This window comes from Micromonospora sp. DT15 (assembly GCF_049841475.1).
GTDB lineage: Bacteria > Actinomycetota > Actinomycetes > Mycobacteriales > Micromonosporaceae > Micromonospora.
In genome coordinates, this window is record NZ_JBNCKJ010000006.1 from 339637 (window position 1) to 353325 (window position 13689).

10 protein-coding genes are annotated in these 13689 nt (G+C 68.6%); 4 read left to right on the plus strand and 6 right to left on the minus strand.

The window, feature by feature from the left end:
- Positions 1–108 precede the first annotated feature (108 nt).
- Positions 109–1518 carry a hypothetical protein gene (locus ACLQ3F_RS16215; RefSeq protein WP_425849706.1) on the plus strand — a complete coding sequence of 470 codons (1410 nt, stop codon included), beginning with the start codon at positions 109–111 and terminating at the stop codon, positions 1516–1518.
- Here ACLQ3F_RS16215 and ACLQ3F_RS16220 read toward each other — a convergent pair.
- Together ACLQ3F_RS16220 and ACLQ3F_RS16225 are read right to left on the minus strand one after the other, a co-directional pair.
- Complete coding sequence (locus ACLQ3F_RS16220) at positions 1489–2733, minus strand: glycosyltransferase (RefSeq protein ID WP_425849708.1); 1245 nt, start codon at positions 2731–2733, stop codon at positions 1489–1491. The two genes, ACLQ3F_RS16215 and ACLQ3F_RS16220, sit on opposite strands and share 30 nt — an antisense overlap.
- Positions 2734–2801: 68 nt before the next feature.
- The gene (locus tag ACLQ3F_RS16225; protein ID WP_425849710.1) at positions 2802–3932 is read right to left on the minus strand and encodes a glycosyltransferase; all 1131 of its coding nucleotides are present in this window, start codon (positions 3930–3932) and stop codon (positions 2802–2804) included.
- Positions 3933–4058: 126 nt separating this feature from the next.
- Between ACLQ3F_RS16225 and ACLQ3F_RS16230 the strand changes: the two genes are divergently transcribed.
- On the plus strand, positions 4059–5312 hold the full coding sequence (locus tag ACLQ3F_RS16230) for a glycosyltransferase (RefSeq protein WP_425849713.1): 1254 nt from the start codon (positions 4059–4061) through the stop codon (positions 5310–5312).
- 50 nt (positions 5313–5362) lie between these two features.
- Here the strand turns inward: ACLQ3F_RS16230 and ACLQ3F_RS16235 are convergent, their stop codons facing one another.
- The 4 genes from ACLQ3F_RS16235 to ACLQ3F_RS16250 form a co-directional block, all read right to left on the minus strand.
- The gene (locus tag ACLQ3F_RS16235) at positions 5363–5983 is read right to left on the minus strand and encodes a DapH/DapD/GlmU-related protein (RefSeq protein ID WP_425849830.1); all 621 of its coding nucleotides are present in this window, start codon (positions 5981–5983) and stop codon (positions 5363–5365) included.
- Entirely contained in the window at positions 5983–7455 is a 1473-nt protein-coding gene (locus ACLQ3F_RS16240) for a lipopolysaccharide biosynthesis protein (protein ID WP_425849715.1), read from the minus strand. Before ACLQ3F_RS16240 ends, ACLQ3F_RS16235 begins: the two co-directional genes overlap by 1 nt.
- Positions 7455–8402, minus strand: a complete 948-nt coding sequence (locus ACLQ3F_RS16245) for an NAD-dependent epimerase/dehydratase family protein (protein WP_425849717.1) — start codon at positions 8400–8402, stop codon at positions 7455–7457. The genes ACLQ3F_RS16240 and ACLQ3F_RS16245 overlap by 1 nt, the downstream gene beginning before the upstream one ends.
- A gap of 113 nt (positions 8403–8515) precedes the next feature.
- Positions 8516–9166 (minus strand): acyltransferase, encoded by a 651-nt coding sequence (locus ACLQ3F_RS16250; protein WP_425849719.1) that lies wholly within the window; start codon positions 9164–9166, stop codon positions 8516–8518.
- Between the two features lie 362 nt (positions 9167–9528).
- On the opposite strand from ACLQ3F_RS16250, the gene ACLQ3F_RS16255 reads away from it, so the two are divergent.
- Both ACLQ3F_RS16255 and ACLQ3F_RS16260 read left to right on the plus strand, forming a co-directional pair.
- The gene (locus tag ACLQ3F_RS16255) at positions 9529–12633 is read left to right on the plus strand and encodes a M14 family zinc carboxypeptidase (RefSeq protein ID WP_425849721.1); all 3105 of its coding nucleotides are present in this window, start codon (positions 9529–9531) and stop codon (positions 12631–12633) included.
- Between the two features lie 100 nt (positions 12634–12733).
- Positions 12734–13657: an NAD(+)/NADH kinase gene (locus ACLQ3F_RS16260; protein WP_425849833.1), complete on the plus strand. Its 924-nt coding sequence runs from the start codon at positions 12734–12736 to the stop codon at positions 13655–13657.
- The last annotated feature ends 32 nt before the right edge of the window (positions 13658–13689 follow it).

A 13689-nucleotide genomic window follows, 5' to 3' on the forward strand; every position in this document is an offset into this window, starting at 1 on the left:
GGTGCGCCTGTCAACGGACGGCTTGGCGGCGCAGACCGGGAACGAGCGGGACGACCACTACCGGGACGCGCCCGGCGGAGCGGACACTGACGCGGGGAGCACAGCTGGATGAGCACGACAACACCAGACCTCACCACACGTCGATTCGCACCGACGCCGGCGATGCCGCAGCCGAGCCAGCACCCCGCGGCCCTGTTCCGTCGTTCCTTGCGAGCCTGGCTGCCACTGCTGTTGGCCGGCGGCTGGATGCTGGGCACGTTTGGCGTCTTCTGGACGGGGTCGTTGGCGCAGGAGGTGCCGAATCCCGGCACGCTGTGGCTGTTCGTGCTGAGCGCCACCGGCGCCTTCGGCATCGGTTATGCCGCACAGCTCTTCCGCAGCACTTCTGTGCGCAGGACCAACGTCGCCCGGTCGACAGACGTCCTGAGGGCTCGCCGGCTGGTCCTGGCCGGAGGCATCTACTACGCGGTCTTCGGCGTGGCCCTGCTACTCGAGTACGGGGCGACCGGCCCGGGCAGCATCATCGCCAGCCTCCAGGACCCGGCGGGGGCGTACCTCAACAAGTTCACTGTCTACCAGCAGCAGACGGATGCCGGGCGGACCAATCCGATCATCCAGGTACTGACCCTGCTTGGTGTCCTAGGCACCGCGCTCGTGCCACTGCTGGTCGTCTACTGGCGACGGATGTCGAGCGGCCTACGACTTGTCGGGCTCGTCGGCATCGGCGTCTACAGCATCTTCTTCCTCTATATCGGCACGCTCAAGGGCCTCGGCGACTTCGTGTTGATGATTGCCGCCGGCCTGCTCATTGCGTCGTCGCGGAACCCCGACCGCGCGGCGCAGCGGCTGAAGCGACGGCGCGCGACGGTGCTGGTGGCGATCGTCTTCGCGATCTTCTGCGCCTACATGATGAGCAATCAGGCCGACCGCGTGGACCAGTTCGGCACTCAGGACCGCGTCCGTGCGAATCCCACAGTCGAGCGCATTGCCGGCGAACAGGTGGCGACCGGTCTGGCCGCGCTGGTGATCTACCCAACTCACGGTTACCTCGGCCTCGCGTACAACCTCGAAACGCCGTTCGCGTGGTCCCACGGCCTGGGCAGCACGCCGGCGATCACCTCGTACGGCAGCCAGTACCTCAGCATCGACGCCGAAGAGTACCCGGCATACCCGGTCCGCACCGAGTACCGGACAGGATGGCCCGCGGGCATGTACTGGTCGACGATCTATCCCTGGTTGGCATCGGATCTCACCTTCCCGGGAACCGTGCTCTTCATGGCCCTCCTGGGTTGGTTCTTCGCTCGGATCTGGCGCGAGGTGAACCTCTCGGGTGGCATCCTGCCAATCTTGATCTTCGTGCAGATATGCCTGCTCGTGGCGTACATCCCGGCGAACAATCAGCTCGGGATGTCGCGCCCTTCGGTGATCGGTGTCGCCACCCTGCTGTTCCTGTACGTGTGGACGGCCCTCACCCGCAGCGAAAGCGACTCAGCGCCGCCCGAGCGACTGCTGCGGTAGGTCACGTTCCTCCAGTGCGGCGCCACGACCGGGCGCGGCTGTCACCACCTGAGCCAGGAAGGAGCGGATTCGACCGCCCTGCGCCTTCGGACCGCGCGTCTCCTGGACGAAAGCCGCCCCGGCACCGCCGAGAGCGGCCCTCTCCTCCGGAGCCATGGCGAGCACCCGGAGCAGAGCGTCGCGCAGGCCCTTGGCAGTGTCGGAATCAGCGAAGCGCAGGTACGGGTCGTAGGCGGACGGAATGCCGGGCAGCCTCGTGGTCACCACCGGAACGCCGGTCGACAGGTACTCGATGAGCTTCGACGGGAACGAGTACCGGACGAACGACTGATCCACCGGTCGCGGATTCACCAGAACCGAGGCGCGGGCGAGGCGCCGCACCAGCGCGGCACGGTCGAGCAGCTCCGGTGCGGCGATCCGGGAATCGGCCTCGGCCTGAGTCCGGCACCACTCCTCCAACTCTCCCCTACCGAACAGGAACAGGCGCAGATCGGGATCGTCCATGCCACGGAACGCCTCGACCAGACGATCGACACCGTAGGCCCGGGTGAGCCCGCCGGCGTACACGATGTCGCGGGAGACGACCGCCGGTTCGTCATGCGCCTCGGGCGGCCGAGCGACGTCGAACGACCGGAGCGCTGATCCCTCAACCGAGGGCGGGTCGCAGATCCCCTCCATGACCAGACGCGGAAGAGATGGCGCGAAGTCTTCGGCAAGCGCGGCGGTGAGCACCACGACGCCGGAACACCGCCGCAACGCCATACGGACCAGCGCGTGATCCAGCCGGCGCAGCGCCCGGACCATTCTGCCGTCCTCGGGAAGGACCACCCCTGGGGGATCGGTCAGGACCGGCACCACCCGCGCGGACCGGCGCCATGCAACCAGGGCCCCGAACCACAGGAATGGCGAGTGGACGCCGTGGATGAGCAGAACGTCGTCACCGTGCTGGCGCAGTACCCGCGAGCCCGAACGTACGGCCGCCACGAACCGCGTCAGGTGTTTCAGGCCGAGCAGATTGACGAAACTGAGCAGTTCCCCCTGCACACCGTCCTGCTCGAACCGCCCTGGCCGGAAGCGGATCTGGCGGTTCCGGGGAAATGTCGACGCGGGCGCCGCGGAGAGTAGACGGACCGGACAACCGGCGGCGCGGATGCTCTTCACCAGGGCCCAGGCGAACGTGTGGGTCTGGGTGGGCATGACGACGTCGCGCGCCACGATATGACGGAACAGGTCGTCCCCAACGGTGAAGCCCAGCAGCAGTACTCGGGGACATGGTTCGTCGGTCACACCACTCCTTCCAGGATGCGCCGATAGACGTCATCGAGAGAACGGAGCATGACCGGCAGGCTGTATCCGTCGTGTACCACCTTGCGGCCCGTCTCCCCCACATGCCGACGTTCGGCGGCGTCGACGAGCAACGGCTCCAGAGCTGCGGCGAAGGCGTCCGGGTCTCCGGCCGGCACGAGATGACCGCCGCCCTGGCGAAGCACCTCGACGTTGCCGCCAACGGCCGAGGCGACGACGGGAAGCGCGTGGGCCATTGCCTCCAGCAGTGCGTTGGACAGGTTCTCGTGCAGGGTGGGAAAGACGAAGATGTCGGCGGCCGAGAGCAGGTCCGGCACGTCGCGCCGATTGCCGAGCAGCCGCACCTCGGTGCCGTGGACATCGGCCAGGGCTTCGGCGATGCCGGCCCGGTCCGGTCCGTCACCCGCGACCAGCAGCACCCGGCGGCCAGGGCGCGGCGGCAGTCGACGCAGCGCGTCCGCCAGCACCCCGAAACCCTTGTCCCAGTTCAGCCGCGCCACCGCGATCATGACCACGTCATCCTGGGCCAGATCGAGGGCGGAACGTCGACTGCTCCTCAGCGCGCCGACATCGGCAGGCAGCGGAACCCCGTTGGGGATCACTCCGAGGAACTTGCTGGCGTGTGCCCGCACGAAGTCCCGGCCGGCGGCGTACTCGCACACAGTGGCGACGTGACTGGCCATCCGCAGAGTCGCCGGTTCCGCGCACCCTGCCAACATCGCTCTACGCCAGGTCTGACCGCCGTGCCTCAGGTCCCGCACTGTGCCGTGCACGGTGACCAGAATTTTGGGGCAGCCGGCCAACCGGGCGGCGAGCACGCCATGAAAACCCTCGTTCTGCAGGCCGCGCACGTGCACCAGGTCGGGGCGTACCTGCCGTAGAAGTTCGACCCAGTCCCGCAACAACGGCACATTGAGGCCACCATTGCCGCCGACCTGGTGCATGCGGACGAACTCGTACCGCTCGCTGAGCGCGGAACCCAGCACCCGCCCCACGGCGGTCAGTGGCCCGTTGGCACCGGGCGTACCGGCCGAGTGCTGCACGACGACTGGCCGTGCTCGCGGCGGTGAGGCGTTCAGACTCCGGTCGTCGCGGCTGACTGGCTCCACTGACTCTCCATCGTGGGCGACGGGCCATCGACGGCGCGCCCTGATCCTCGTAATCACACAGATGCGTACAGTAACACCGGCAATAGCCGCCAAGAGCTTGAGACACGTCTTATACGAATGGAAAGCATGAAAAGCTACAAGACCCTCATATCTCCGGCTCAGCCCATCGATACCTCGGGCGATCCCGCGCCCCGAGTGGTCATGGTGGCGGCGTACCGCTTCCCGCACGGTGACGCCATGTCGAACCGGCTGCTCCAGTTGGCTCGCTCTGCGACTCCCCCGGGCGCGACAACCCTGATCGTGAACGACTGGCCAGACACCGGAGGTCAGACCGAGCCGGTCGCCCTACCACCGGAGCTGCGACTGATCACGCTGTTCGCTGACGACGCGGGCGGCCGCTTCCGGCGCTGGATGCGCCGGCAGAGTCGCCCACTGCGCGTGCTCAGGGCACTGCGTCAGGCGGGGGTACCCATCGGTGAAGTCACTGGCATCTGCCTTCCACTGGGATTGTGGAACCTGACCACCTGGATCGTGTTACGGCTGACGACGCGCTGCCCCTTGACGGTGGACGTGCTCGAACGGCACGAGCCCGGGCAGTTTCGCCACGGACGGCTCACGCCGTACTTCATCCGGCACCGGTGGCACTCCTTCCTCGCGGCACGGTTGGCCGACCAGGTCATCGCGATCTCCACGACGCTGCAACGACGCCACGCCCGACCCAACCAACCCGTTCTGGTGGTTCCACCCCAGGTCGACTGCGCCGACTACCGCCAACCGGCGCCGTCGTCACTGATGGACAGCCTGCGGCTGCTGTACGCAGGAACCGCAGGGCCCAAGGACCACCTCGCCGCAGTGCTGGAGGGCATCCGTCGGCTGCCGGAGCCCGAGCGCCAGCGGGTGCGGCTCACCATCGCCGGGATGACCCGGGAGCAGGCCGCAGGCATGTCCGACCTGGACGACGGGACGGTGGCAGAGCTCGGCGACCAGATCATCTTCCTGGGGCGGGTGTCGCGCGACCGCGTCCTCGCCGAACTGCGCACTGCGCACTTCTCGGTGCTGGTCCGACCCACCGGGGGCTACGCCGAGGCGGGCTTTCCGTCGAAGGTCCCCGAGAGTCTGGCCGCTGGCTGCCCGGTTCTGCTCAACCACACCAGCGACCTTGCGACATACGTCGACGACGGCCGAGAGGGCATCGTGCTGGCCGGGCCCGGCGCGGACGATGTCCGGGACGGCCTCATGCGGGCACTCGCTCTCGGTGACGCGCAGTGGTGGCAGATGAGCCGCTGCGCCCGGGAGAGGGCTTCGGCGTTCGACTACCGCACCTGGGCATCAACGGTGAGCGCCTTCGTGGCTGGCTCGCCGGACAATCGGCCCACCTGAGCGGGACCGGCGGAGGTACGCCCACGCGGCGAGTAGCGGATCGACGGCGATCATCCCACCGGACCGGCTGGAGCCGATGGTTTGCGCGCCTTGCCGGCGCTCGACGATGCCGCCCGGGACGTCTGTTCCTTCTGGCGCCCCGGCACGGCGTAGATCTCCCGGATCACCGCGGCCTTCTCCTGAGCGGGCAGGTGGCCACAGCCGAGCGACTTGGCCCTCATCGCGGTGAGGTATTCGTCAGTGCTGCGGAGAACGCGGGCGGGTACGCCAGCGGCGACGCTGCCGTCCGGAACGTCACGGGTCACGACCGAGCCGGCCCCGATGATGCACCGATCCCCGATCCGCACCCCTGGCATGATGATCGACCGCACGCCGATGTAGACGTCGTCACCGATGCTGATCGGCGCGGTCCACTCCAGATCGGGGTGCTCTCGGCGCAGGATGAGGGTGCCGCCGTCATGAGTGAGGAACTGCACGCCGGCCGTGATGTAGACGTTGTCGCCCAATGTGATCAGCCAGGGTTCGGAGCCGAACATGCTCCGGTTGACGCCGTAGAAGCGCACCCGACCGCGCAGGTTCACCCCGATCGAACGCGCGAACGCCTCCGGGTCGCGGGCCGCCGCGCGCCGATCACGCAGGGCAGCGAGAATGCCGCGCAACGTACTCATCATCATGCTCCATTCCGATCGGAATTCGACCTTCTCGCCGGCACGCTGGCCAACGCCTTTCGATAACCGACGATGGCTGCGGGAAGCACGGTCACCCCGTACGACAGCGCCGAGGCGAGAGCAACACCCGGCAGCCCTCCCCGGCCCGCCAGGAGGATCTTCAGCGGTACGGCGACAACCAGGCAGGCCGCCCAACCGAAGAACTGCGGCCCCAGCAGCCCCACGCTGTTCTGCACCATGAAGAACGGCGCCGCGACGGCGACGAACACCGACCACACGGCGAGCGCGACGAACAACGGGGCGGGCACCCGTTCGAGGTCATCCGAGCGAACCCAGATCCGGAGGATGTCGTTGCCAGCCACCACGAGGCACAGCGCGGGCAGCACCACCGCTGCGGCAGACAGGTAGACCATCCGCCGGGTGCTGCGCCGGACCCAGCTCACGTCGCCCCGGGCGAGCGCCTCACCATTGGCCGGCCAGAGCGGCAGGTTGACCAAGGTGACGAACAGCGCCAGCACTGCGAACATCCGCAATATCACCGCGTAGTTCGCGGCCGCGTGCAGACCGAGCACCCGGCCGACAAGGAAGCCGTCGATGTTGAGGGCGATGGCACTCAGCACGGAGAGCCCGAAAAACCGCGACCCCAGCCGGAGCAGGGCCCGCACCTTCGTGGCGCGCACGTACCTGACACGCGGCCGGAGGTCGGGTTGCTGCCAGCAGTAGCAGCAGATGGAGTTGGCCAGGTTCATCAGAGGGACGGCAAGCACTGCGGCCGCGATCACCAGGACCGGGTCGGCGTCAGCGGCGACAGCGGCCACCACCAAACCCGCTGAGACAAGGCTGCCGGCCGCCTGCCAGAGGTTGCTCTGTCCGACCTGCTGGTGGGCGTACTGCACCCTCTGGATGAGGGCTAGTGGAATATTGACGAGGAAGGCACCGAAGCAGAGCAGCACGACCGCTCGGGCGTCCCGGGCCACCGCCGGGTCCGCGACGTTCAGCAGCGCCGGCCAGGACACCAGCCGGATGGTGACCGCCAGCACCAGCACCAACATGATCGCCAGCGAACCAAGCAGGGCGTACGCGCTCGCGATCTCCCGGGCGGCCGCGTGGCGATCACCGGTGGCGTACAGCCGCGAGAGCCGGGTGAGCAGGCCGTTTCCGAGGCCGAAATCGGCGAACAACGCCATCGCGGTCAGTGACGTGATCGCCATCCACATGCCGTACCGCTCGGGGCCGAGATAGCGGAAGGCGACCGGGGTGATCAGCAGTGGCGCAACCAGCCCGACGGCCTTGCCTGCGAGCGACGAGGCGATACCAGCAACCAGCGCTCGGCCACGCGAGCGACGCGCCACCGACATGTCGTCCTCGCGTGCCGCCGACTCCGCCGTCGTGGCCCTTACTGTCAGCGCCGTGTCAGCGGCCGCCTCGACCAGGACAGGCGGGGCCGCCCTGGCGCTCGGTGGCCCGTCGACCATCAGACGGGCTGCTTCAACACATGTGCCTCGAACCACTCGACGGTGGCCCGCAGTCCGTCGATCCGGGGAGTCGGCACCACGTCAGGAAAGAGTGAACGGAGCACTCTGTTGTCGGCCTCGGAATGCCGGACGTCCCCGGGGCGTGATGCCACGTGCCGCCGGATGATCGGGCGGCCGATGATCTGCTCCAACTCGGACACCACGGTGTGCAGCTCAGCCCGCGCGCCGAAGGCGAGATTGACCGGCTGAGGATGGGACACCGACCGCTCGACGGCGTCGAGCAGTACCGCGCAGACCGTCTCGACGTAGGTGAAGTCGCGTGACTGCCGACCGTCCCCGTGGAGTTCGATCGGTTCACCGCGCAGCGCCGCGTAGACGAAGCGGGGGATGACAGCCGCGTAGCCGTGATCATGCCGCTGAGCCGGGCCGTAGACGTTGAAGAACCGGAACGCGAGGGTGGGAAGACTGAAGGACGTCTGGTAGGCCAGCGCGTAGGCCTCGGTGGCCAGTTTGCTCACCGCGTACGGACTGAGCGGGCGGGTCCAGGCGAGCTCGGTCTTCGGCAGCACAGGGTTCGCGCCGTAGACCGACGAGGACGAGGCGACGACGACGTGGCCCACCTCGTGCCGGCGAGCCGCCTCGAGGACGCGCAGCGTCCCGGTGGCGTTGGCGTGGTGTGAGGCGATCGGGTCACGCAGCGAGCGCGGCACGCTCGGCAACGCTGCCAGGTGCACCACCGCGTCCCGGCCGACCATCGCCCGGTCCAGTGCTTCGTCGTCGAGCATCGAACCGGGAATTGTGTCCACGTCGAGGCCGTCGAGGTTGCTCATCCGTCCCGTGGCCAGATCGTCAAGAATCCGGATGTCGGTGATGGCGCTGCGCAGGATCGCGGCACGGGCCAGATTGGACCCGACAAATCCCGCGCCGCCGGTGATGAGTAGTCGCATGCGTTTGCCTCCGCGCCCCGTCGAGTGGTCATCCGGTCCAACGAGCTTCACCGACGACTGTCACGCTTCGTCATCGCACGGCTACGAATCGGCAGCTGGGCGGTTGAGCGCCGTCAATGGGAGGCGGCCACTGGCGAGACCGGCCGCCCCTCAGACCCGGCAAGGTCCGACAGCACCGCAAGCTCCGCCGGCGCCAGTCGGCGTTCCGGCGGGTAGAGCTGCCGCTCATGCGAAATGATCGTCTCCACCGGCCAGCGCAACCGGATCACTCGGGCCGGGTTGCCGGCGGCGACCGAGTAGGGGGGCACCGCGCGGGTCACCACGGAGCCCGCCCCGATCACCGCCCCGCGACCGATCGCGACTCCATGCAGGATGACGGCACGAGTGCCGACCCACACGTCGTCGCCAATCGTCACCCCCCGATCGAGTTGCCCATCGGCGGGATCCTTCTCCACGGCGATCATCGGCACGCCGACGCGGTCGATCCGGTGGTTGCCGCCCCGGATGGTCACCTCGGGTCCGAACATGACGTTGTCACCGATCCGGATCCGGGACCGAGCCGCCATGATGACCGGACGGTAGCCGAGATCGACGTTGCTGCCGACCTCGATCGTCTCGTAGGTGTAGACGCCGTCCGGGTCGAAGGTGAAGTTGTCCCCGTGGGTGGCGAACCGGCCGACGTTCGCCACACCCCGGACCGCCCTGCGAACCCGGGTGCCGTTGACCCAGACCAGATTCAGGAGGCGGGCGATCCGCACGATCACGCGCCCAGGGCCGCGCGACGACACCCGCATCAGGCGTCACACCACCCCGCGCCGACCGTGCACCGCTGGGCCACACCGAAGATCCGACACATCGACAACTCTCCCCATCCACCTTCGTCACCACCGCTGCGGACACGAGCGAGCGTACGTGCGAATTGCCGCTTCAACGCCGAAATGCTCAATTGCGCCGCGCGATGTCGCCAGGTGCCGGACAGGACGCGCCACCCGCTGAACGCCGCACCGGCCATCACGCGAGGACGTTGCGTCGACACGGTCAGCAACGAAACACCCATCGACTGATTGACATCGATCGCGTCACACCGAAGGCTCGCGCCTACAGGTCCTTCACCCAAGGAGGCGCGATGAGACCGAGACGACTGGCGATCGCCAGCGTGGTCACCCTGCTCGGCGCACTGGCACTGACCCCACCCGCCAGCGCGCGGCCACCATCCGAACCGGGCGCCCGCGACGGCCTGGAGGTCTACGTCGGCACTGTCGACGCGAAACAGCGGGATCAGCTACGCGCGGCGGGGGTCGACCTCGGCCACGACGCGAAGACGGACGCGACCGGCAAGACCACTGTCGAGACGGTGCTCAGCCGCCGGCAGGCGAAACGGCTGACCGACCAGGGCGTCCCGTTGGCGGTGAAGAAGGTACGCGGCAAGGACGCGTCGCAGGCGCTGCGGGAGCAGGCGGCGGCGGGTTGGACGGCGTTCCGGCCCTATGGGGAGCCGGGCGGCCTGCGGGACGAGCTGAACGCCACAGCGGCTCGATATCCCAAGCTGACCAAGGTGGAGACGATCGGCCGCACGCAGCAGGGCCAACCGATCGTCGCCGTGAAGGTCACCAAGAACGCGCGGACCGTCGAGGACGGGAAGCGGCCCGCCGTGCTCTACGCCGGCGCGCAGCACGCCCGCGAGTGGATCACGCCGGAGATGACCCGCCGGCTGATGCACCACGTCCTGGACAGCTACGGCACCGACCGGGAGATCACCAGACTCCTGGACACGACCGAGCTGTGGTTCCTGCCGGTGGCCAACCCGGACGGCTACGACCACACCTTCACCTCGGGCAACCGCCTGTGGCGCAAGAACCTGCGGGACAACAACGGCGACGGACAGATCGGCTCGGGCGACGGCGTCGACCTCAACCGCAACTTCAGCTACAAGTGGGGGTACGACAACGAGGGTTCGTCGCCGGACCCGAACAGCGAGACCTACCGGGGCTCGGGCCCCAACTCGGAGCCGGAGACCAAGGCACTGGACCGGCTCTTCAAGCGGGTCGGGTTCGAGTTCTTCGTCAACTACCACTCGGCGGCCGAACTGCTGCTCTACGGCCTCGGTTGGCAGGTGAGCACTCCCACCCCGGACGACGAGATCTACAAGGCGATGGCCGGTGACGACGCGCACCCGGCGGTGCCCGGCTACGACCCGGACATCTCCGCCGAGCTCTACACCACGAACGGTGACACCGACAGCCACGCCACCGTTCGGTACGGCACGCTGGGCTTCACCCCGGAGATGTCCACGTGCGAGGCCGCTTCGGCGGTCGACCCCGACGACGAGTGGCGCCCGGAGGACTGCGTCAGCGGCTTCATCTTCCCCGACGACGAGGAGTTGATCGCTGGGGAGGTGAGCAAGAACCTGCCCTTCGCGCTGGCCGTGGCCAAGTCGGCGGCGGACCCGGACGAGCCGGTCTCGGTCGTCGGACGGAGCACCCCGGACTTCGTGGTGGACGCCTTCGACACCTCGTACGGGCGCACCCAGCAGGTCGCCGCGATCACCCGGCGGTCGCTGAAGAACGTGAAGATGCACTACACGGTCAACGGCGGGCGACCGAAGACCGTCGCGGTCCGCGAGTGGCGCGGCGGTGAGCGGTACGGTGACACGCACGACGACTACTACGCCGAGCTTCGCGGCACTGTCGGCGGCACGAAGCCGGGCGACCGAGTGGAGGTCTGGTTCACCGGCAACAAACCCCGGTCCGGGGTGGTCGCAAGCGTTCACTTCACCTACCGGGTGCACACCGACATCGGAGGGGACGTGCTGGTCCTCGCCGCGGAGGACGTCACCGGCCTCAGCCCGGCGCAGACCGGCACCACAGCGAAGTACGCCGACGAGGTCGCGGCGTCGCTCAGCGCCGCCGGGCGTACCAGCGACGTGTACGACTTCGACGCGATGGGCCGCAAGGCCCCGCACCCGCTCGGTGTCCTGTCGCACTACAGGGCCGTGGTGTGGGAGACCGGTGACGACGTGATCATGCGCTCCCCCGGCCAGGTCGCCGGCACCGCGGCCAGGGCTGCGTTGGACACCGAACTGGCCGTTCGGGACTACCTGAACGAGGGCGGGAAGCTCCTGGTCAGCGGCCAGTACGCGTTGTTCGCCCAGGGTGCCAACGGTTCGTACGTCTACCACCCGGACGCACCGCCGGAGTGCACGAACGCCGACGATCCCGCCTGCCTGCCGCTGCTGAACGACTTCCAGCAGTACTGGTTGGGGGCGCACACCTACGTCAGCGACGGCGGCACCGCGCCGGAGGGAGAGCCGTTCCCGGTCGCCGGAAGCGACGGCGCGTTCACCGGTTTCACCGGCCAGCTCAACGGCTCCGGTTCGGCGGAGAACCAGGGACACACCGCGTCGTTCCTGACCACGTCGAGTTTCCTGCCGCCGGACGAGTTCCCGCAGTTCGCCAGCTCCGCGCCGGTGGGCTGGACCCGACCGGGTGGTGCGCCGTTCGACCCGCGTACGGGTGAGTGGTACCTGCACAGCGGGCAGGCCGACGAGTCGTACAAGCGGCTCACCCGCACCGTGGACCTCAGCGGGGCGAGCAGCGGAGAACTGCGCTTCTTCACCTCGTACGAGATCGAGCAGGACTGGGACTTCCTCTTCGTCGAGGCGCACGAGGTGGGCAGCGACGAGTGGACGACCCTGCCGGACGTCAACGGCAAGACCAGCACGGTCACCGGGGAGAGCTGCGCCTCGGGTTGGGACCAGCTGCACCCGTTCCTCGCCCACTACCAGGGCGCAGGCTGCTCCCCCACCGGCAGCACCGGAAGCTGGAACGCGGCGACCGGGACGTCGAGCGGCTGGAAGGAGTTCGTTGTCGACCTGACCGCGTACGCCGGCAAACAGGTCGAGGTGTCGATCACGTACGCCTCGGACTGGGGCACCCAGGGTCTTGGCGTCTTCCTGGACGACGCCCGGGTGGTGGTCGACGGGTCGACGGTGGCGGAGACCTCGTTCGAGTCCGCCGACCTGGGAGGCTGGACGGTGGCCGGGCCACCGGCCGGCTCCGGTGGTAACGCCAACGACTGGTCGCGCAGCCAGCAGGCGTTCGAGGAGGGTTCGGTGGTGGTCACCGGGGACACCGTGTATCTGGGCTTCGGGTTGGAGGGCCTCCCCCCGGCGGCCCGCGACGACCTGGTCGCCCGCTCGCTGACCCACCTCACCGGGCAGCCCCGCCCCTGACGGCGGCGAGGTGCGCCGACGGTCCGCGGGCCGTCGGCGCACCTTCGGTGTACGCCGGGTACGGTCGCCGCCGATGTGGTGAGCTGTACGGGTGTCGGGGCTGGGACTTGTGCTGCACCCCACCCGGGATGTCACCGAGGTGGTCGGGATCATCGAACGGTGGGCGACGCGTCACCGCAAGACGTTGTACGTGCGCGAGGAGGACCAGCACCGCGTCCCGTCCTCTGTCGAACCGGTGCCGGCGGACCAGGTGGCGGCCCGTGCCGACGCCCTCATCAGCATCGGCGGCGACGGCACCATGCTGGGTGCGCTGCGATCCGCCGTCCTCGACCCGAAACCGGTGCTCGGCGTACACCTGGGTCGGTTGGGGTTTCTCGTCGAGATCGAACCGCCGGAGCTGCCCGAGGCGCTGAGCCGGCTGCTGTCGAAGGACTTCACGATCGAGTCGCACGCCTGCCTCGCCTGTGACGTGTGCGGCGACGACGTCGTGGCGTTCAACGACATCGCGTTGGTCCGTCAGCCGGGCGCCGGTTTCGTCAGCGTCACGCTCGCCATCGACGGCCAGCAGTACGGCTACTACCGCAGCGACGCCGTTGTGGTCGCCACTCCGACCGGCTCGACGGCGTACAGCTACGCGGCCGGTGGTCCACTGATCTCCCCTGCGGCGGACTCGGTGGTGATCACGCCGGCGGCGCCGATGGCCGGCATCTCCCGGGCGGTGGTGCTCTCCCCGGACGAGAAGATCCGGTTGGAGTTGCAGCCCAACTCGTCGCCGGTCGTCGTGGAGATGGACGGGTTGGTGTTCCGCGACGCCGCGACGGACGGCACGGTGGACATCTCGTACCGGCGCGACGCCGGTCTGGTGGTCCGCTTCGACCCGCTGCGCTACCAGGAGCGCAACCAGTTGAAGATGACGCTGCTCGACCTGCCGTTCCTCCCCGAGCAGCTCCGCGAACTGCTCCCCGAAGAGCTACGCCGACGCGGCCAGGAGCTACCCCCACCCGCCGACCCCCCACCCTGCTAACCCACCCCACCCCACCCCCTGCTGACCCCACC